Source organism: Prodigiosinella aquatilis (assembly GCA_030388725.1).
GTDB lineage: Bacteria > Pseudomonadota > Gammaproteobacteria > Enterobacterales > Enterobacteriaceae > Prodigiosinella > Prodigiosinella aquatilis.
On the sequence record CP128857.1, the window covers coordinates 2,520,216 to 2,541,484 of the forward strand.

The window sequence follows — 21,269 nt, forward strand, 5'->3', positions numbered from 1 at the left end:
CTAATCCAAAATATTCAAATGACCATTACCAATTTTTACTGGCTTACCTGATGCGTTGATTTCGTAAGTTTCAAAGTTTGCTTGTGTTCCTGTTGTGGCAAAAGGCGAGTCTTTTGAGGAAGGAGGTCGATACCCACGAGTACCATCTGCACTTACCCAACCACCGCCGCTAGTTTGTTTTGCCCCATCACCCAACCAAATTTGGCTTAACCTATCAGCTTCAGTTCGTGATCCTTCACCCATTGAAAAATCTTTTTTACCCGATCCATCACCTTTAATAGCAATTTCTAATCTCGGATCTTGCTTCGCAATATTGTCCAGATTTTGCTGCACCAAATCCTCTTTGAGCTTCGGATAGGTTGCCGCGTTCTCCGCGCCGCCCGATGGTTTACCTTCTGTCTGAGTACTGCCTGCTCCCGGTTTTTCTGATGATGCTGAAGGCTTCAATCCCGGCGTTAATCCTTCATCCGCCGCTTTACCCGCGCCGACTCCAGCCAGACCACCGGCGATATACATCGCCCCCATCTGGTAGCCCACCGCCGATTTCGCCGCCTCCTCACTCATACCGGTGCGCATATATGCCGCAACCATACCGTTGAACAGTTCCCGCGTCTGTTTCGCTTCCTCGCCGGTACTCACCAGTAACTGCTGTATCTGCTGATAACCGTCCTGCGTTTCCTTCGGATTCTGATAGCCCAGATTTTGATAGGTTGCCTGTTTTTCCAGCGCATCCTGACGGGCGGCACTACAGGCTGAAGCACTGCCATCCATACAGGCAGTGACCAGTTCCTTACTGGTTTGCGCATCCTTACGATTCAGCGCATCACGCTCCTGTTTTTCCTGCTCGGTCAGGTTCTCTTTGTGGTTAAGATACGTCTGGCGGCTCTTGTCCGTGCTGCTGAGATAGTTATTCTCAACCGCATTACGACCCGCCTGGGCACCGCTGGCCGCGCCGGTAGTATCTCCCGCCGCCAGGCCAGATGCCAGTCCTGAGGCTACTGTCGCCAGCGCGCTTACCGACTGTTTCTCCTCTTCCGTCAGGTCTTTCGTTTCCTTGCCCGGATACAGATACCCCATGATGCTTCGCGCCGCCAGCTCTCCACCAGCCGCACCCACTGCACCAGCGGCTACATTCTGCCCGGACAGCTCGGCTACCACCGCACCCACCACGGCGTGGCCCATCGCGTTCGCCGCAATATCCGATGCCGTCGCTTTGCTGCCGTCCTGCGGCATCGTGGCCTCTTTCACCAGCTGCGCCAGATACGGTGCCGACGCCCCCGCTAACGCTTTCTGGATATCGCCGCCCGCCAGCGCCGTCAGCGCCGCCGTTGCTGCCTGAGCCGCCCGCTGGAAATCCCCTCCCGTGCCATAATCCTTCATCGCCGCCTTATAGGCCGGGGTCTCCGTCAGCGCCTTTTTGTACTTTTCCCACTCTTTTTCCGGCGCATCATCCGCCGGGCGGTTGACTTTCGACTCGCCGCTCGCTTCCGCCGCTTTCTCCGCCTTGATGGCGCCCTGCGTACGAACGATATCGATGGCCTGCCCGCCAATTTCCCCTATCAGTTGCGCCGTTTGCAGCCGTTTTTGTTCCTTCTCCTTGTCAAATATTGGGCTCAGCGCGTTGTTGGCATGCTCGACGTCGTGGCTGAGTGTCGTCACATCCTGCGTCTGCTGCGCCTGATTACGGACTGTCAGCGTACCGTCGCTGACCGCTGAATAGGTGCTGCTGCTGGCGTTGCCGCCACTGCCCATCGCCATCAGCGCCGACGGTGCCGTCAACGCCGCCGATTTCAGCATATCTGTACCACTCAGCGACGGGCTGGCACTGAGTCCGATACCCGTATGTGATACCGAGAACTCGGCTTTATTGCCGATATCACTCCAGCCCAGCGTACCAGTATCCAGCCGGTTTTTGTCTGCACTGCCCGTCGAGCCAATCACCGCCCCGTCTAACTGCGTGTGGTTGCCGACATAAATGTCATAGCCGCCACTGCCCGCAAATAACCCGCTCTGTTGCTGCACGCTATCAAAATTGCTGTGCATCTTGTCCTGGCTCACACTCAGGTAACCACTACCGGTCATTGAGCCGATGGTAAAGCTACCGCCTGCCGCGACATTAGTCTGCTTCGAGTCGTATTGATTACTGTCCTGCTGACTTCGCACTAACAGGTCGCCGCCGACATTGGCGCTGACCTGCTCACCACTGACTTGTGCACCAATCAGGTTGGTGTCTCCACCGCTGGTCAGGCCGACGCGCTGCCCCGCATCCACCGTGGTTTCTGACCAGCTGTTACCGCTGCCCAGTTCCCGACCTTTGGCTGCATTAACATTGGCAAAAACACTGAGTCCGGCACCACCATTACTCAACCCGAAACTAACGCCGATGTTGCCGCCGCTGCTACTGTTCTTACCACTGAGTTCCTCACTGTTACGCGCCGACAGCAAGTTGATGGCCTGTGCCGCGTTCAGTTCGACATTGTTGACTGCCTTCAACTGACTGCCAACCGCCGTGATATCACCACTGCGCGCTGTAATGCTGATGTCATTACCGGCACTCAGTGTAGAGGCAAAGCTTTGTGTCTGTTCACTGTGTTGACTGCTGCTGGAATGCTGTGCGCCTGCCGATACACTGATGCCAACAAATGACGATGCCCCTTTATTGTTGGTGGCCTGCTGCGTTCCCTGGTACGCCTGATAACCGGACAAAACGGCTTTCATGCCCTGTAACGCGGCCAACCGACCATCGCTCGCTTTACGCACAGCTTGAATGCTTTGCACCGCGCTGTTGAGCGCCGATCCCACTACGCCGGAGAGCGCCACCGTCAATCCGGCGGTTTTTTGCTCGGATTTTTGTTCCTGCTGGCGTTTATCGTAACCCGGATCGACAGTAACACTGTTGCCCGTCAACTGGACATCACGGGCCGCAATAACATCCGTTCCCGCCAATTTGACATCCTGGCCGGCATTAATACGCACCGATCCACCGGTACTGCCCAGCGTGCTGACGCTCTGGCTCTCGGTCGCCGCCTTATCTCTCAGCTTTTGGCTGACCGACGTGGAGCCGATAGTAAAGCCGATACCCCCGCCACTGAACAACCCACTGGTCTTCTTGCTGTGTTCTTCGTAGTTCTGGTAGTTCTCCACACTGGCAGCGGTGTTGACGTTGTTTTTCGCCGTCAACGCCACATCGTCTTCGGCCGCCACTGATGAGCCCTGCACATTAATATCATGTCCGGATGTCAATGCCACACTGTTGCTCGAGAGCAGTGTCCCTTTCTCGGTGGTTTGCAGCGTGTCCTGTAAATTATGAGTTACACTCCTTGAGAACAGTCCCTTTTTAACTTTGGTTTCTTCAAAGAAATCATGCTGACTTTCAGTCGCCGACAGCAGGTTGATATCGTTGCCGGCCTTTGCCGTCAGTGCGCCGTTTGTCTCCGCCTGAGCAGCCTGTAGGTTGATGTCATTGCCCGCACTCAGACTCAATCCGCGACCGGCGTCCAGTGTCGTACCCTGCTGACTGACTGTCTGACGCCAGTCAGCGTGACGATCCCACCAGTGACCGCTGTATTGTTCCTGCGTGGCCGACAGCAGGTTCAGATCCCGCCCGGCAGATAGCGCCATATCGCCCGTCGCATTCAGTCCGGCGGCCTCGGTGGTCAGGTCACGCCCGGCGCTCAGGCTGAGATCGCCTCCGCTGGTCAGTTGGCTGGTCACCAACCCCTGGGTACGATTCTGGCTAGTGCCGCCGCCGCGAGTGTCGACCGTATCCTTCAGCGTGTGTGCCGCATTCAACGTAATGTCATTGGCAGCGCTAAGGGCCATGCTCTGGCCGGCGCTTAGTTGTCCGGCATTCAGTTGGATATCATGCCCAGCCTGTAATGTCAGGGCATTATCCGCCACAATACTGCCGGTTTTACCCAGATCGGTGCGTGTCAGCGAACCGCTACCCTGACCGTCTTTCGCCGCTGTCTGCCACTGATTTACCGTAGTGGTGTTAATAATGTCGCCATTGATGCTGGCCAGCGTGACATTATTCCCCTGAATGGTGGCACTGCTGTTCGTCAGATTGCCCAGCGATACCAGATTAAGGCTGCCATTCGATTTCAGCAGTCCACCTTCGCTATTCTCAATTTTATCGCCGCTGGCAATGGCCAGCGCCTCAACCGCTTTCACCGTACTGCCGCTATTGGTGACCGCACCGCCCGCGCTGAGGCTGACGCTGTTGGCGACAATGCTACTGCCTTGCAGGTTGCTTTGGTCAGCCTGCGCCAGATAGAGCTTCGGCGCCAAGACTGTCTGGCCGTTGACGGTAATGTTCTCCCACCAGACGATGCTGTGACTCAGCCCTGCCACCTGATCAGGGGTGAGGCTGACCCCCAGTTGCAGGTTGAGACTTTTTTGCGCCTGTGCGGCGTTATCCAACAAATACTGCATCTGCGCCAGATCAGACCCCAGGCCATTCAGATAGCGTTGACCGGTCTGATCAAGTAGCGCATTGCTGATATAACGGGTGTCAAAAGTGGCATCACCAAGGAAACGATAGTCATGATCCGCATCCAGATTCAGTTTGCCCAGCAGATAGCTGGAACCAAGGAACTGATTCGCCTGCGTCAGTTGGGAACGGGTTTCCACCTTCGCCTGCGTGGCCGGAGTCTGATTCAGCATACCCTGTAATTCACTGAACAGACGGTTGTCTACCTGACCCAGTTGATCCAGCTTCGGATTACTGTGGATCAAATAGTGACTGTCGCTGTTCGGGTCTACGACAAACAGCCCGTTATTGCCGGATGGCAACGGGTAGTCCGTTAGCGTCTGCTGGTTCAGTTGTTGTAAACCCTGATTGATCGACGTTATCAGATCCGACGCAGAGAGATTGCTGAAGGGATGGGCCGGATCAACGCTAATCGCCGCTGCCTGTACGCCCGGCTGTAATTCGAGTGTCGGCGTGCTGCTGTGAGATAAGGACAGGTCGCTGTTGCCGGTACTCAGGCTGCGGTCACCCGGTTGAGTCAATCCGCCCAGCGAAGAGACACGCGCTAGCGTGGGGATTGCGGCAGCGGGAATAAAACTGCCACTGCCCGGCTGTAAACTGGTATTACTGATATTACTGGTGAAACTGGCGGTGATAGATCCACCGGCCTGAATCGTGGCGTTATAGTTTTGGCCGGGTGTGAATTCGGTGATGGGGTCGCCAATTAGTTCATAGTCTATATATTTATTTATTAAATTAAATTTAGAAACCCAACCGTCATTTTTTCCACTACCACTATGATATTTAATATAATCATAGGACATACCATCCTTACTATTATCTTTAACATTAACAAATTTATAATCAGATTGATCACTATCTGGAAGAAAATATCTTCTGTACCGATTATTCTCAGGATCTACTACTCCATTATACTTATAAAGAAGATACTCTTTTAAATATCCAGACTGATAAGATTTGTTATTTAATACATCACCACTCATTGAAATATTATTCTTTGAAAATATAGATGATGCATTATTTAATATTGATTTTGCATTTACAAAAAGATTAGAAGCAGAGCTTATCTTCGCCGCGGTATCTTGAGCATTAATAGAAATAAATTTACTTGAGATTTCTATTTTTTGATCATAAGCCTTAGCGTAAGGCACTTTGAAAAAGTAGAAGTGATATATATCATCATCATGTCCGGTTTTCCGGCTTGTATCATACTCTGCAATCCCAAGCTCCCCATCTTTAAACCAACTTATGGGAATACTTGCTGTCGTCCCCCCGGCCCAGGATGGCATATCTGCTGTGCTGCTATTACTCTCTGTCACCACCAGCCCTTCCCGCTGGTTGGTTAGATTCCCGGTATTAATGTTGATATCGCCGTGCTGGGTTTCGATAGTGCCGGAGCTGTTTAAAATACTGCTGTTAGCCGTACCGTTTTCATCCCGCTGCAACCACAGATTATTGCCCGCCAAAATATTGCCGAAGCGATTAATTAACGAATCCGAGAACAGCCGCAGATTATTTCCGGCGTAGACCAAACTGGTATTATTAACCACCCCACCGGCACGCAGTAATAAATCCCCCGCAGCACCAATAAAGCCCTGATTGCTGATCCCTCCACGGCTCAGCAGTGATAAACTATTCCCGGTTTGTATGCTGCCACTCGCCGTCTGGGTGATATCGGCAGCGCTCAGCGTGGAATTACCGCTGCCGGCCACAATGTTCCCCTGGTTGGTCAGATTTCCACTGCTGGTTACCGTCACACCGTTGCCTTGCAACGTCCCGGCTTGTACCAGATCCCCGGTAACGTTCAGCGTCAGTTGCCCACCAGCCGCCAGCGTGCTGGCGAATCTCATCGGGTTCAATATGTCGGCTTGCAGATTACCCAGCGCCACCAGTTGACCACTCTGTTCCAGCGTTCCGGTTTTCAGCGACATATCCCCGGCGCTGTAGAGTTTCGCCCCGGCGACATTGGTGATGCGATTCGCCTGTAACGCCAGCCGCGTCAGCCCCAGCAATGCGCCCCGATTGTCGATGGTGTCGGCGGTGATGTCCGCCTGTCCCACTTGCAGCGTGCCGCTGTTCACCCACTCTGGCACGGTGAGCGTCAGTGCATTTTGTACTTTCAGAGTACCGGCGTTGGTCAACTGTTGGGCATTCAACGTCAGATCTTTCCCTTGCAGCCAGCCACCGTTGTCTACCTGGCTAGCGTTCAGCCCGGTATTGCCGCCAGATAAGATCTGTCCGTTGGTCTGGTTAATCAGGCTATTATCGGCCCGCAGTTGTAGCGCCGTGCTCCCCTGTATATTCCCCTGATTAGTGATGTCCGTGCCTCGTAACCTGACATCCGCAGCATTGATCGTTCCCTGATTGCCAAGCGTGACGGCACTGAGCGCGCTGGCGCCGTTACCCAGTATCTCGCCACCGCGGTAGTTGGTTAGCGAGCCAGAACTGTTCAGGTCCAGGTCGGTCAGCCCCACCAACCGCCCACGGTTATCCAATGAACCGGTGGTAACCTGCAACTGGCCCGCGCCAGTTTCTCCCGCCTGGCTGAACGTCCCCGCTTGTACCGTTAGCAGACCATTGCTCAGCAGATGACTGTCCGCCCCAGTGGTCAATGCCCCGGTCAGATTCAGCGTGCCGCCGCTTTCCGCCTGTACAACTCCCTGATTGTCGAAGGCACCCCCGTTCAACACCAACGCAGCGCTATCCCAACGCCCGCTGTTACTGAGTTGGTCACCATGTAATGACAGTGTGTCACCCGCCTGTAGTAAACCCCCCTGATAGTTACCGTCCAGTGACAAACTGCCCTGCGTCAGCCAGTTTCCGCTATTATCCAGTTGGTCAGCGCGAACGTTCATGTCGCCGCTACCCGCCAGCGTACCCTGATTATCTAATTGACTGACCCGGAACTGGCTGTCACCGCCTACCGCTACTGTACCGCTGTTGCTGAACAGGCCAGTCGGGGCCGCACTGCTCAAACGGTGTTGTGCCAACAGCGATGTACCTGACAGACGCGATGTTACCGGTTCCGGTGCAGTATTTGGTGACAGTGTCACGTCAAATGCGCCATTGCTCTGTACCCGTCCGGTGTTGGTGAACTGCTCGGCCTGCAACGTCAGATTACCGGCTTGCCATTCGCCATCGTTGCTCAGGCGATTGGCCGTTAGTACCGCCGCGCCTTGCGTCAGCAGTTTGCCCGCCGTCTGGTTACTGAGGCTGTCTGTTGCCGTCAGCGTCAGTGCCTTAATCCCCAGTATCTGCCCGGCATTAGTGACGGTGTTCGCATTCGCCGTCATGGTATCGGCTTGCCACTGCCCACGGTTATCCAGTTGCGTCGTACGCAGGCGACTATCGCCCTGACTCAGCCACTTTCCGGTGTTGCGGGCGCTATCGCGTATCGCCAGCGTCAGCGCATCCAAGCCCAATAGCGTACCGCTGTTATCCAGAGAGTCGGCCCGAACGTCGAGCGTTTGTCCCTCCATCCGCCCGCTTTGCGTCACTGCCGCCGCCTGCACCGCCAGAGCCGCCGAGCTGCCAATCATTCCCTGATTATCGAGATTACCGGTCAGACGCACGTCAGCGCCATTCACGCCCAACAGGGTGCCACTGTTGCTGAGCGATCCGCTAGTCACTGTCAATTGGTTACTGTTGATATTGCCATCGTTCGTCAGATCGTCGTTCAAACTGAGGTTCAACCGATCGATGCCGGTTATCGTCCCTCCGTTGGTGAGATGGTCCGCCGATAACATCAGTGCGTTACTGCCCAGCATCCCCTGATTGTCCAGCGCACCGCTGAGCGTCATGTTTAGCTGGTCGATGCCGGTCATCGTCCCTGCGTTGGCGAGACGATCCGCCGATAACGTCAGTGCGTTACTGCCCAGCATTCCTTGATTGTCCAGCGCGCCACTGAGCGTCATGTTTAGCTGGTCGATGCCGGTCAACTGTCCCCGGTTAACCAGGTGCTGACCACTGAGCACCAGTTGCCGGGCCTGCAACGTACCGCCGTTATCCAGCGAGGGAGCGGTCAGGGTCAGTGTCGCACCGCTCAACCCGTCACCATCGTTGGTAACGGAGTGGCGGGCATTCAATGCCAAATCCTGTTCTGCCTGCATGTGCCCGCTGTTCAGGATATCGGTAGCATCCAGCCGCAGTGTGCCACCTTGCAAACGGCCTTGATTGCTCAGCCGCTCACCGGTCAGTTGCCAACCGCCTTCCGTCAACATGCTGCCTTGATTATCCAATTCGGCCAGCGTTACACGTCCATTATCTCTCAAACTGATGTCTGCTGTGTTCAGCCAACGGCCAGTATCCAGTTGTAACTGCCCCGCCTGCAACCGACCTCCGGTTGCCATACTGCCGCTTTGCAGGGTCAGCATGCTGCCACTTAGCAACATGCCATCCACCGTTTGGCTGAACAGGGTGTCAGTGGTGAGGTCGGCATCCCCCTGAGCCTGTAGCGTCCCGGCGTTGATCAGGCTGTTGGCATGGATATTCAGCTGGTTAGCATTGATCACGCCGTGATTATCCAGCGACGACGCCGTCAGTTGCAGCGTATCACCAGCCAGCAATGTTCCCTGATTATCCAGGTCACCGTTCACCAGCAGGTCGACACCTTTCTCTGCGCCCAACGAACCCTGATTTATCAGTGAATCCGCCGTCATCGCCAGTTGCCGACCGCTGATCGTTCCGCTGTTATTCCACCGTCCAGCGTGCAGACTGACTTGTCCACCCGATAGTGTGCCGCTGTTGATCAGATCACCCGCACGGATGTCCAGCGCATGGCCTGCCAACAGGTTGCCCCTGTTATTCAGTTCGGCCAGCGTGACCCTTCCGTCACCGCCCAGATTGACACCGGCGGTATTCAGCCAACGCTGTGTGTCAAGCGTCAACTGTTGCGCCTGAAGATGCCCTGCGGTCTTTAGATCGCCGCTTTGCAGCGTCAGCATATTGCCACTCAGCAACATGCCATCCGCCGTCTGGCTAAACAGGGCATCAATGGTGAGATCGGCATCCCCCTGAGCCTCTAATGTACCGGCATTGATCAGGCTGTTGGCATGAAGACTCAATTGGTTAGCATTGATCACGCTGTGATTATCCAGCGACGCCGCCGTCAGTTGCAGCGTATCACCAGCCAGCAATGTTCCCTGATTATCGAAGTCACCGTTCACCAGCAGATCGACACCTTTCTCTGCGCCCAGCGTACCCTGATTTATCAGTGAATCCGCCGTCAGCGCCAGTTGGCGTCCGCTGATCGTTCCGCTATTACTCCAACGTCCGGCGTGCAGACTGACTTGCCCACCCGATAGCGTGCCGCTGTTGGTCAGATCACCCGCACGGATATCCAGCACATTGCCCGCCAGCAGGCTGCCTGACCAGTCACCCTGGGTCACGCCGCTCAGCGACAGGTCGTCGCTTGCCTGCCAACGACCGCTACCTGTTAACACACCGCTCTCCAGCCGAAGTGTTTCACCGCCACCTTCACCATTCAGTTCGGCGCTGGCGCTGCCAAGACGGAGTGTTTTCCCAGCACGAATAACCCCGGCCGCATCCTGTTGCAGATGCCCGGTTGCCGTCAACGCCACCTGGTCTGCCACCAGCTGGCTGTGGTTTATTATGACATTGTCACCTTTTATCGTCAGTTGATTCCCTGCCTGGATTGTTCCCTGACGGTTTACTCCTGCGCTTATCGTGCTGCCTGTCGACTGAATCTGTCCGTTGGACGATAAAGTAATGTCCTGCGCTGATCGCAGCGTGCTGTCTTGCAGGCGGATGCCGTGCTGTCCCTGTAAATCGAGCTGCCCGCCCGCCTGTTGTTTGCCTTGTACGGCCAGTTTTCCGCCCTGCAATTGAATATTGCCCTGAGCAACCACATTCCCTACCGTCAGTTCACCGCTGGCTGCCAGCGTAATGTCGCCGCTGCGCGCACCAAGATTACCGGTATTCACCCCGACGCCGTTTTCCGTTGACACCAGACGGATGCGGTTGGCATACATTCCACCCAGCACGCTGGTATCCAGCGCCAGTGTGGGCGCGGCACTGCCCGGCGTCTGTGGTGTGACGCTGCCATCACTGCCGACCCGGTTCGCCCCCAGGACCACGCGGATATCTTTGGCATTCAGTCCGGCTTGTAGTGTGGCGGTACGGGCGATCAAGCTGAAATAGTCACTGTCGCTGGCATCCACCCCCTGGCCGGTAATAGTGATATTGCCGTCACGCACATCCAGTGCCTGTAACTGCCCGTTGGCATCAAATTGCGGTTTACCGGTGGTCAGCGTGACCTGCGGGATATTGATAAATCCACAGCCATTACAGGTAATGCCATACGGATTGGCGACCATCACATTGGCTTGCTTGCCAGCTACTTCCAGATAACCAGCCAGTGTGCTGCGGTTTGAAGAGACCACTTCGTTGATGATGGCGTCAGCCGCTTTGCCATTCAGATTGGGGTTGTTCTGAATCAATCCACCCAGTTGGGTGGAGTTCAACCGTGCCGTACCGTTATTAAGAATCAGGCCCGATTTGCCGACATTGAAATCGTTATATTGGTTATGCGATATGCCAGCGGCGTTGGGCGTGGCGATATTGACAATCGGCACACCATTGCCAGCGTTATCCAGTGAAGTATTGCCCGAGGCGACGCTCACTGCTGCAGCCATTGCTGGCAGCAGTGGCTGCATGGCAACCAGATAAATCAGCACATAGCTCAACAAGCGCTGTGTGGTCTTGACAGGTTTCATCCCTGAACTCCGATAGTTATCTCTGTCTGAACGCATTAAAGTGATATGCCAATCCGGTAGTACACCACCGCCATATCCGGTTTCAGTGCCGCAGGGTAGGACAACGGCCAACCGAGCGTCACCTGTTGTGTCATATAACGGTTGGCGGTACTGATACCCACCGCCGCACCCCACAAGGTGCCTGCGGTGCCAATATCTTGTTTATGGTTATAGAGGCGGCCGCCATCCAGCGCCGCCGTGAAAGTCAACGTCCCCAACACCGGTAGTTGCAATGGTCGCCAGTTCACTTCATTGCGCCAATACCCGCCGCGATTACCGGAAAGATATTGCTCTTTGAAGCCACGGACCGATGCTTCTCCGCCCAAGGTCACTTGTTCACTGCCATATAAAATTCGGGCGGAGTATTGCCCATAGACAGTGGTTAAATAACTGATGTTGTCAGTAATGGGATGGTAGTAACTGGCCGAGGCCGCCCACTTATTAAATTGTGCCTTGGGTGCATCAGTGGATTTATCGTGATCATCCTCCGCGCCAAACCAGGTGGTTCCGCGGCTATAGGAGGGATTGAAGGTTGCCAGCCCGCCCCAGAGCTTCTGGCTGTGACTGATACCGAGGATAGCGCTACTCAGTTTGCGGCTGCTGGAAGGCAACAAAACCTCATTCAGGTAGTTGTCACCAATACGGTGTGTTGCGGTAACTGAAATAGCGGTTTTCATATTCCCATTGCGGAATACCACCCGTGACACGGAGAGACGGTGCGTTTTACTATCCCCGGTGGGCCGCCACTGGAACCCCTGATTGAGAAATGCATTGCGGTAGCGGCTCCAGGCGTAGGTATAATTCAGGTTCCAATACCCGTAAGGCAGGGAAACGCTCGCCTGATAGTTTTCCGCATTATGGCTGGTGGAAAATTCACTGCTATGCCCGCCATACAACAACCACTGATCGGCGATACCGAAAATATTATCCAGCCCTATTCCGCCATTCAGCTGCCATTCTCCGGTACTTTTCTGCCCGCTATTATCAATATTAACATTGGCGCTGAACGGAATATGTGGTTGACGGGTGAGATTAACGACAGAATAGCCTGGACGGCTACCCGGTAATATTTCAATGGTGACTTGTTGAGTGGGCATGCGGTTAATTTGTTCCATGCCCTGTTCAATATCCCGCAGATTGAGTATGTCATCTTTTCGTGTGGGAAATGCCCATGCAGATTGACGCTCCTGCTGATGGTTAATGGTTATTTTTTCCAGTTTCCCTTCCAGGATTTCAATCTGCAATATTCCGCTGGACAGGTTCTGCTCACCGATAAAAGCCCGGCTGGTAATAAATCCACGTTCGATATACCAGTTGCTAACATCATGAATTAGCTTATTTATTTCATTAACATTAATGCAACGATTGATATAATTTTTTTTCAGCCGAAGCTTATCTTTCTCGGTCAATAAGGTACTGTGATGAAAAGCGATATCGTGCAGAATAAAGCAAGGCCCAGCCGGTAAATTATCGGTTTTTAGAGGTGGTTGCACAATGTCATTTAATTGTTGCAGAGCGTCGCGCTGTTGTTTCGACTGCTCAATGACATCAGACTGCCGTTGCTGTATTTCATTACGATCTGCCGGATTTAATTCCGCAGAAAATAAAGTGGAGGAGTAGAAGATGAAAATAAAGAAAGGCAATACACCCAGTAGCTTCATTCTGCTACACATTGACAACTTCCATGTGCTTAAAATTTCTTAATAGGATAATGATAATCCCTTTCAATTACAATACATAACTTTACATATAAGTGATATGTGATTTTTTGGGGTTATCTCGATACAAAAAATCAATATAAATAAAATTATCAGTTTTTTATTACTAATAAACACCAAGTTTAGGAATCATAATGTCGGAATAAAGAGACGGCAGCTATTCCGTCTCTTTACATTCACAGTGAAGCTATTATCGATTGTAATGATGCAGCCCGACCTGACAATCAGGCCGCCAGTTTGTTCAACGCCATATTGGTTATTTTGTCACCTACCATAGCCGCATCAATCCCCAGTGAAGCACCGCCAGCGCCGCGCAGATTCAAGTTTGAATTACCAGTATCACTCGCCTGATGCTTGCTTATTGCTTATTTATTATCCACGGTCTGTAAAGAAATGATGGCACCGTCAAATATCGTTGCAATAAAAAACCTGCATGTGAATCAGATATCTGGTAATGAAAACACATTAATGAAACAAATATTTCTAACAGGCAAAACGCGTTATGTTTAAATCTTTTTTTCCGCATCCAAAACTGTTTTTTTCTTCCGCTTTATTTTGGACATTGCTGTCTGTTGTACTCTGGTATACATGGGGAAAACCATTAGGCAATAGCCTGTTGCATATCACGCAACCATTACCCAACAGCGCAACACGCTTTTGGTCACCGACTTTTTTATGGTTTTATGGCTACTATCTGCTCAGCGTCGGCATTTTTGCCACCGGCTGGTTTGTTTTTTCGCCCCACCGCTGGCAGCGTTGGTCGATCCTCGGTTCCGCGCTGATCATCTTTGCCACCTACTTCTCTGTTGAAGTTGGCGTCGCGATAAACGCCTGGTACGTCCCTTTTTATAATTTGATTCAGAAAGCCTTGTCGACACCTCATGCAGTAGCTATTGGCAGTTTTTATCATGAATTGGGAATATTTCTCGGCATTGCATTAATCGCCGTGACAGTGGGTGTTATGAATATGTTTTTCGTCAGCCATTATGTCTTTCGCTGGCGTATGGCAATGAATGACTACTACATCTCTCATTGGCCACGTCTGCGCCACATTGAGGGCGCAGCACAGCGTATTCAGGAAGACAGTATGCGCTTCGCCTCGACGGTGGAGGGGTTGGGTGTCAATCTGGTTCAGTCAATCATGACATTGATTGCGTTTTTACCCATATTGATTTCATTGTCATCCCATGTAACCGAGTTACCTATCGTCGGCCATATTCCCTATGCACTACTGATTGCCGCCATTATCTGGTCGCTGATGGGAACCGGGTTACTGGCGATAATCGGGATCAAACTGCCAGGGCTGGAGTTCAATAATCAACGAGTAGAGGCCGCCTACCGCAAAGAACTGGTGTATGGAGAGGATAATGAGGAACGGGCAGCCCCGGTTACTGTGCGGGAATTATTTACTCATGTACGTAAAAACTATTTTCGTCTCTATTTTCACTACACCTATTTCAATATTGCGCGGGTATTGTATCTGCAAACCGATAATATATTTGGTCTGGTAGTCCTGCTGCCATCCATCGTTGCCGGAAGCCTGACGCTCGGGCTGATGACACAGATTACCAATGTGTTTGATCAAGTGCGCAGTTCATTCCAGTATCTGATCAACTCCTGGACCACCATTGTCGAACTGCTATCAATCTATAAGCGTCTGCGCAGTTTTGAGGCAACAATTACAGATAGCGATGATTTCGTTCAGAATCCTAAAGATACGCCATCACATCAGGTTGCTGACAACATCGGGACATCCTGACAATAACCCCGCGTCATGGGGTTTGCCCATGACGCGGTTTCCACGTATCAATGACCTTCGCATAGCCTCATATCTACTACAACGCCACTCGATACAGGCTCATTAGTGAAGCTCAACCAGTGCAGTGTAGTTTTTCCCTTCCACATCGGTAAATTCAACCGTGAGTGGTTTATGATCATCCATGGTTAAATCTGCTGGCAGTGTAATCGCCCAATTGGCTTTGGAACCTAGCTGGCAACGTACTGCATAAGCCATTGCTTTACAGGTTGACCATGGCGCAAATTGATTTTTCAATGTCACTTTGGCTGGGTCTTTCAAATCTGCGGCCTGGTAGCTTATCAGCGTTTGTCCCTGTTGGATTAACGAAACCTTTGTCACATAGGCCCCTTGCGTATCTGGGCCCGTCTTTATGTAAGTAGCGACCTGCAGATGATGATCCATCAGGGTGGCATTGGATAATGTAACTGTTGGGTGCGCATTATCCACACGGTGACCAAGCGGAGTGATAAGCGCTCCATAATTGTAACCGTAAAATCCTGCGGCAAACACGATAGAGATGACTGCCATTGTCGAGGCAAATTTCATCACTTGTCTGGTTGTTAGCGGTAACGGTCCACTGGTTAACCATACCAGCCAACGAGCGCCGCTTCTCTCAATCATCGGCAACAACAGTTGATCCACCGCGTATTTACCACCGCCAGTGACCAAAACGACGGCCGACATGGCAAACCCACAGGCCGCCATGGTCCACTCATCCAGGCAGGTGGTCCCCATCCAACCAAAAATGATCATTAAGGTCACCGACAGACCTAACCCGATAAAAGACATAAACCTAGTGGCAAAGCCGACGATCAATCCCACGCCCACCACCAGTTCAACCAGCGTGAAAAAGACTATTGCAATGTGCAGCAGCATTGGATGGGCCAGCAACCAATACATCACACCAGACAAATCAAATGCCATACCCGGTGCAGCATGTACCAGCTTGTTGGCAAGATAGGCGGGTGATGTTGGATCCAACTTGGCCAGGTCATAAATCAATCTGCGACTCGCGCCGCCCCAGTAAGTCCAGCCGGAAACCAAACGAATGGCGAGCGCCATTACTCCCACAAGTTGCCAGAACAAAGGCGAAAGTGAAAGCGACTGGTCTGTAACCGGCTCCATCGTGTTAATTTTATTCATTGAATACCTGCTGATTGAAAGGTTTAATCCTAAATAACTGCAAGTTGCAGAAAGACAGCAACACAGCGAACCCTCAGCGCTGACTCAAACAGGCGGCTGGAGTGGGCGAGGAAAGCCAACGCACCTGCAACTTGAAGTATGACGGATATGGTTAAATCGTAGTTAATATAAAACACTTAACCATACCACTTTATTTTGACAGAAATCATGAAACACGCCATTAACATACTGATCAAGTAACATATTATATGCAGAGATGTATTATTAACAAATTATTTGATTATTTTTATTTATAAGTAACAAAATGTGTTTGCTAAGTATGTAACGGCTACTGATGCAGCAGTTTGTATCGCTATTTCTATTTTCTGACGATAACCACGTGTCATGGCGTTTCCCCCATGACACGGTTTTCAATTTTCAGTGGCCCGCACGCAACCGCTCCGTCCGGCGGCGCAGAAGCTCCATCACCACCAACAGAATCAGTGCTGCCGCCACCATCAGCGAAGCGGCGGCGGCAATAGTGGGATCCAGATTCTCACGGATACCAGCGAACATTTGCAACGGTAGCGTTCGCTGACGTGGACTGGCTAAAAACAGCGTGACAACAACTTCATCAAATGAAGTGGCAAATGCAAACAGTGCACCGGAGAACACCCCTGGAGCAATCAGAGGAAATGTCACCTTACGAAACGCAGTCAATGGCGATGCGCCAAGACTGACAGCCGCCCGCGTCAGATTTTGATCGTAATTCTTCAACACCGCCATCACGGTTATCACCACAAAAGGCACACCCAGCACCGCATGAGCCAGCACCAACCCAACATAACTGTTAAGCAAAGACAGCTTGGCGAAGAAGAAAAACATCCCGACCGCCACGATGACCACAGGTGCAATCATCGGTGATATCAACACTGCCATCACCAACGATTTACCACGAAACTCACCACGTACCAGCCCTACCGCAGCCAGAACACCCAGTGCAGTTGCCAGCAATGTCGCCAATGGGGCAATCAGCAGGCTGTTTCCCAGCGCATTCAACCACTCACTGGAATTGAAAAATTCGTGATACCAGCGTAAGGAAAATCCCGCCAGCGGGTAGCTGAGGAATGAACCGGCATTAAATGATAGTGGAACAATCACCAGTACCGGCACTACCAAAAACAGCAACATCGCAGCGCCATAGAAGTTAAAAAAGGTATTCCACAAACGGATAACCAGCGCACCCTGTTGTCTCATTTCCCTATCCTCTTGTTAATGCGCAGCCGCTTCTACATTGGTACGGGTAACACGCATATAAACCACATACAACAACGTGACAATAACCAGCAACTGTGTGCCCAATGCCGCCGCCATTCCCCAGTTCATGGTGGTATTGGTGAAAAACGCCACGAAATAGCTCAGCATTTGATCACCTGGCCCCCCCAGCAATGCTGGCGTGATGTAGTAACCAATCGCCATCATGAATACCAGCAGCGCCCCCGCCGTAACACCCGCATAGGTCTGAGGTATGTATACGCGCCAGAAAGCGATAAATGGATGCGCCCCCAGTGAAATTGCCGCCCGCACATAGTTGGGAGAAATACCTTTCATTACGGCATACAGCGGTAACACGAAAAATGGCATCAAAATGTGGGTCATGGAGATATACACCCCCACCCGGTTGAAGACCAACACCAGGGGATGCTCAATAATGCCAAGCCCAAGCAGCGCATGGTTAATCAGACCGCCAGATTGCAGTAACACAATCCAGCTAGCCGTCCGAACAATCAATGAGGTCCAAAACGGCAACAGAACCAAAATCATCAACAGATTAGCCCGGTTAGTAGGTTGTTTCGCCAACCAGTAAGCCAGCGGGTAACCCAGGCCGACACACAACAATGTTACTACGCCAGCCATCAGCAAAGTGCGAAACAAGACAGTTACATAAAGCGCCTGATCGGCGGGTTGCGACACGATTTTCTGCGTTTGCGGATCGACTTTATGGTCAAACACCGCCAGTAGGTAATAGCTGGTGAACGGTCTTGATGCCCGGGCAATGGTCTTCCAGGTGGTCACATCACCCCACAGAGGCTGGTTGGCAATTAGTTGACCACGTATATCAGGCGTATCGTCCTGCGGTAGCTTACGCAGCGTCCGGCTAATCAACGTGCGGTACATCGAGTCTTCATATCCCAACCGTTTGGTGATGGTAGACACCTGCCCGGAGCTGCGCGCGTTGCGTAAATCCGTCACCAGGGCCTTGAACACCGACTCGTCCGGCACGCTCTTGCCTGACCATTGCCGCATTGCGGCAATGGTGGAAGGCATACTGACGCGGAGATCAGGGTTTGACACGCTTTTGCCCAGAATCGAGGTAATAGGGAAAAGAAAGCTCACCAGGATAAACAAGAACAATGGCGCAATCAGCAGCAGCGACCGTCTTTTATAGCGGGCTTGTGCCACACGTAATTGCTGTTTCAAACTGGTTGTTGCTTTTTTATTGCCTGATAGCGGCTCAACAGCCAACGTATCGTTCTGGGGCATAAGCTATATCTCCTTGTTATGTTAGACCGGTTCGTTCTTAACGAGCAGCCCAGGCATTAAAGCGTTGTTCCAGTTCCTCACCGTGATCAACCCAGAACTCGTTGTTAACTTGCAACTCTTGCGACAGGTTTTCCGGAGCCGTAGGTAGATCGGCAACAACGGCAGGCGGTAGCAGGCTGGTCGCCTTCATATTGGTTGGACCATAGGCAATATTTTCAGCGAATACTTTCTGATTTTCTGGCTGATTAGCGAAAGCGATAAATTTCTCCGCCAGCGCTTTATGTTTAGACCCCTTCACAATAGCCCAGCTATCCAGATCGTAGATGCCGTCCTTCCATACGATATGAATACCGGGTTTTTCTTTCTGCGCCACGGCAACACGGCCGTTATAGGCGGAAGCCATCACCACATCACCGGAAACCAGCCATTGCAGTGGCTGTGCACCAGATTCCCACCACTGGATATTGGATTTAATCTGATCAAGCTTTTTAAAGGCACGGTCAACACCTGCTGGCGTTGCTAATACCTTGTACAGATCCTCGCGTTTCACGCCATCTGCCAACAACGCAATTTCCAGTGTGAATTTGGCGCTTTTACGCAGTGCACGTTTGCCGGGGAATTTTTTCACATCCCAGAAATCAGCCCAGCTTTTAGGCGCCTGTTTCAGTTTGTTCGCGTTGTAAGTCAGTACCGTTGACCACACAAAGATGCCAGCGCCACATTCAGTAACCGCGCCATTGACGAACTGAGACGAGTCGCCCAGTTTTTTCCAATCCAGTGGTTCGAACAGTCCTTCGTTGCAACCGCGCATCAGCTCCGGCCCTTCGACTTCTACCACATCCCAGCCAACCTGCTTGGTTTCCACCATGGCACGAATACGTGCCATTTCACCGTTGTATTCCCCGGCTTCAATAGTGTCTTTATTCGCGGCCATAAAAGGTTTGTAGAACGCGTTTTCCTGCGCATCTTTGTTAGTGCCGCCAAAAGAGATGACGGTTAACGTTTCCGCATGTGCCTGAGCGGCCATGGCAATGAAAAGTGCAGATACGGCAAATTTTTTTAACATAGTCTGGCTCCTTGAGAGTTAGTCAACGCAATGCCAAAACGGCAACATCGTAAAATCGTTTCCGATGCATCATGTACCATCATATAAAGCATATTTCGTGCCAATATCGGATAAATGTCGGTGAGGTTAACGCGATGGGGCCGGAAAGAGTGACGCCAGAAGATAGGCAAAGCGCCCTGTTTTCAGAACTATTGTTATTGAGAGTTTACTGCTTTGTTATGGTGCTTCTGGGAAAGACAGATGCACCATAATAGAACAACGGCAAAGTAAGACGTCCCTGTCTTTCCTTGCGTCAAACTGAAGGAGTGAGGTCTACACAGAGATATTTCATCTCCAGATAATCCTCAATACCGAACCGTGAACCTTCACGGCCCAAACCTGACTGTTTCACACCGCCAAATGGAGCCACTTCGTTCGAAATCAGGCCAGTGTTGATACCCACCATGCCGTAATCAAGCGCTTCGGGTACTCGCCATTGACGAATGGCATCCCGGGTATAAACATAGGCGGCCAGACCGAACTCCGTATCATTGGCCATGGCGACAACTTCAGCCTCTTCACTGAACGGAAACAGTGGCGCGACCGGCCCAAAGGTTTCTTCGCGGGCAAAACGCATAGTGCGCGTTACATCGCCAATCACCGTTGGAGAGAAGAACGTCCCGCCCAGCGCATGAGGTTCGCCTCCCACCAACAAGGTTGCCCCTTGAGACAGTGCGTCATCAATGTGTTGCTGCACCTTGCTGACCGCATCGTCATCAATCAACGGGCCTTGTGTAACACCGGGCTGAGTACCTTCTCCCACCTTAAGCTTTTTCACTTCCTCTACCAGCCGTGCCGCCAGTGCCGGATAAATACCGCGCTGGACATAAATCCGGTTGGCACAAACACACGTTTGACCGCTGTTACGGAACTTGGACGCCAAAATACCTTTCACCGCCAGTTCCAGATCCGCATCGTCGAACACGATAAACGGTGCATTGCCGCCCAGTTCCAGTGATAATTTTTTCACTGTTGGTGCGCTTTGCGCCATCAGAATACGCCCGACCTCGGTTGAGCCGGTGAAACTCAACTTGCGAACCACCGGGCTATCGCACAAGATTTTCCCTACCGAAGGCGCGTCACCGGTCACCACCTGCAATACTCCGGCAGGAATGCCAGCCTGTTGTGCCAATTCCGCTAACGCCAGCGCTGTAAACGGTGTCTGCTCTGCCGGTTTAACAATCATGGTACAGCCTGCCGCCAGTGCCGGCGCGACCTTGCGGGTAATCATTGCGGCCGGGAAGTTCCACGGCGTAATCGCCGCACACACCCCGATCGCCTGTTTAATTACCAACAGACGTTGGGTAGCCTGCGGTGACTGCAACACACTGCCTTCAACTCGTTTGGCTTCTTCGGCAAACCAGTCGATAAACGACGTGGCATAACCGATTTCCCCCAACGCTTCAGGCAGCGGTTTTCCCTGTTCAGCAGTAAGTAATGCGGCTAAATCATCCTGATTTTCACGAATCAGCCGTGCCCATGCCTGTAATAGCGCCGCACGTTCTTTTCCAGTACGCAAACGCCACGTAGTCAGCGCCTGCTCCGCCGCGTCAATCGCCTGACGGGTTTGATCGGCAGTCACCAGCGGTACGGTTCCCAACGTTTCACCCGTCGCCGGATTGTTCACGACCAGATCTTCACCGCTCTGACTATCCAGCCACTCACCGCCAATCAGGCACTGCTGGCGGAATAAAATCTTTTGTTTCAGTTGCATAGC

8 protein-coding genes and 1 pseudogene are annotated in these 21,269 nt (G+C 52.1%); 1 reads left to right on the forward strand and 8 read right to left on the reverse strand.

The genetic code is table 11. From position 1 onward, the window contains the following. The 3 genes and pseudogenes from PCO85_11780 to PCO85_11790 form a co-directional block, all read right to left on the reverse strand. Entirely contained in the window at positions 1-11,226 is an 11,226-nt protein-coding gene (locus PCO85_11780; protein WJV51950.1) for a hemagglutinin repeat-containing protein, read from the reverse strand. Between the two features lie 35 nt (positions 11,227-11,261). Then, a complete protein-coding gene (locus PCO85_11785) occupies positions 11,262-12,938 on the reverse strand; it encodes a ShlB/FhaC/HecB family hemolysin secretion/activation protein (GenBank protein WJV51951.1) in 1,677 nt (558 codons plus the stop codon). Between the two features lie 269 nt (positions 12,939-13,207). Continuing rightward, positions 13,208-13,330, reverse strand: a pseudogene (locus tag PCO85_11790) (type III secretion protein HrpN). A 155-nt stretch (positions 13,331-13,485) separates the two neighbouring features. On the opposite strand from PCO85_11790, the gene sbmA reads away from it, so the two are divergent. Further along, positions 13,486-14,742, forward strand: a complete 1,257-nt coding sequence (gene sbmA / locus PCO85_11795; GenBank protein WJV51952.1) for a peptide antibiotic transporter SbmA — start codon at positions 13,486-13,488, stop codon at positions 14,740-14,742. 102 nt (positions 14,743-14,844) lie between these two features. Here the strand turns inward: sbmA and PCO85_11800 are convergent, their stop codons facing one another. The 5 genes from PCO85_11800 to PCO85_11820 all read right to left on the reverse strand — a co-directional run bounded on the left by PCO85_11800 (position 14,845) and on the right by PCO85_11820 (position 21,266). Continuing rightward, positions 14,845-15,924 (reverse strand): TQO small subunit DoxD, encoded by a 1,080-nt coding sequence (locus tag PCO85_11800; protein WJV51953.1) that lies wholly within the window; start codon positions 15,922-15,924, stop codon positions 14,845-14,847. A 417-nt stretch (positions 15,925-16,341) separates the two neighbouring features. Beyond that, positions 16,342-17,160, reverse strand: a complete 819-nt coding sequence (locus tag PCO85_11805; GenBank protein WJV51954.1) for an ABC transporter permease — start codon at positions 17,158-17,160, stop codon at positions 16,342-16,344. Positions 17,161-17,175: 15 nt separating this feature from the next. Continuing rightward, the gene (locus tag PCO85_11810; protein WJV51955.1) at positions 17,176-18,447 is read right to left on the reverse strand and encodes an ABC transporter permease; all 1,272 of its coding nucleotides are present in this window, start codon (positions 18,445-18,447) and stop codon (positions 17,176-17,178) included. Between the two features lie 37 nt (positions 18,448-18,484). Beyond that, positions 18,485-19,513: an extracellular solute-binding protein gene (locus tag PCO85_11815; protein WJV51956.1), complete on the reverse strand. Its 1,029-nt coding sequence runs from the start codon at positions 19,511-19,513 to the stop codon at positions 18,485-18,487. Between the two features lie 292 nt (positions 19,514-19,805). After that, positions 19,806-21,266, reverse strand: coding sequence for an NAD-dependent succinate-semialdehyde dehydrogenase (locus tag PCO85_11820; GenBank protein WJV51957.1), 1,461 nt, complete (start codon positions 21,264-21,266; stop codon positions 19,806-19,808). Between the last annotated feature and the right edge of the window lie 3 nt (positions 21,267-21,269).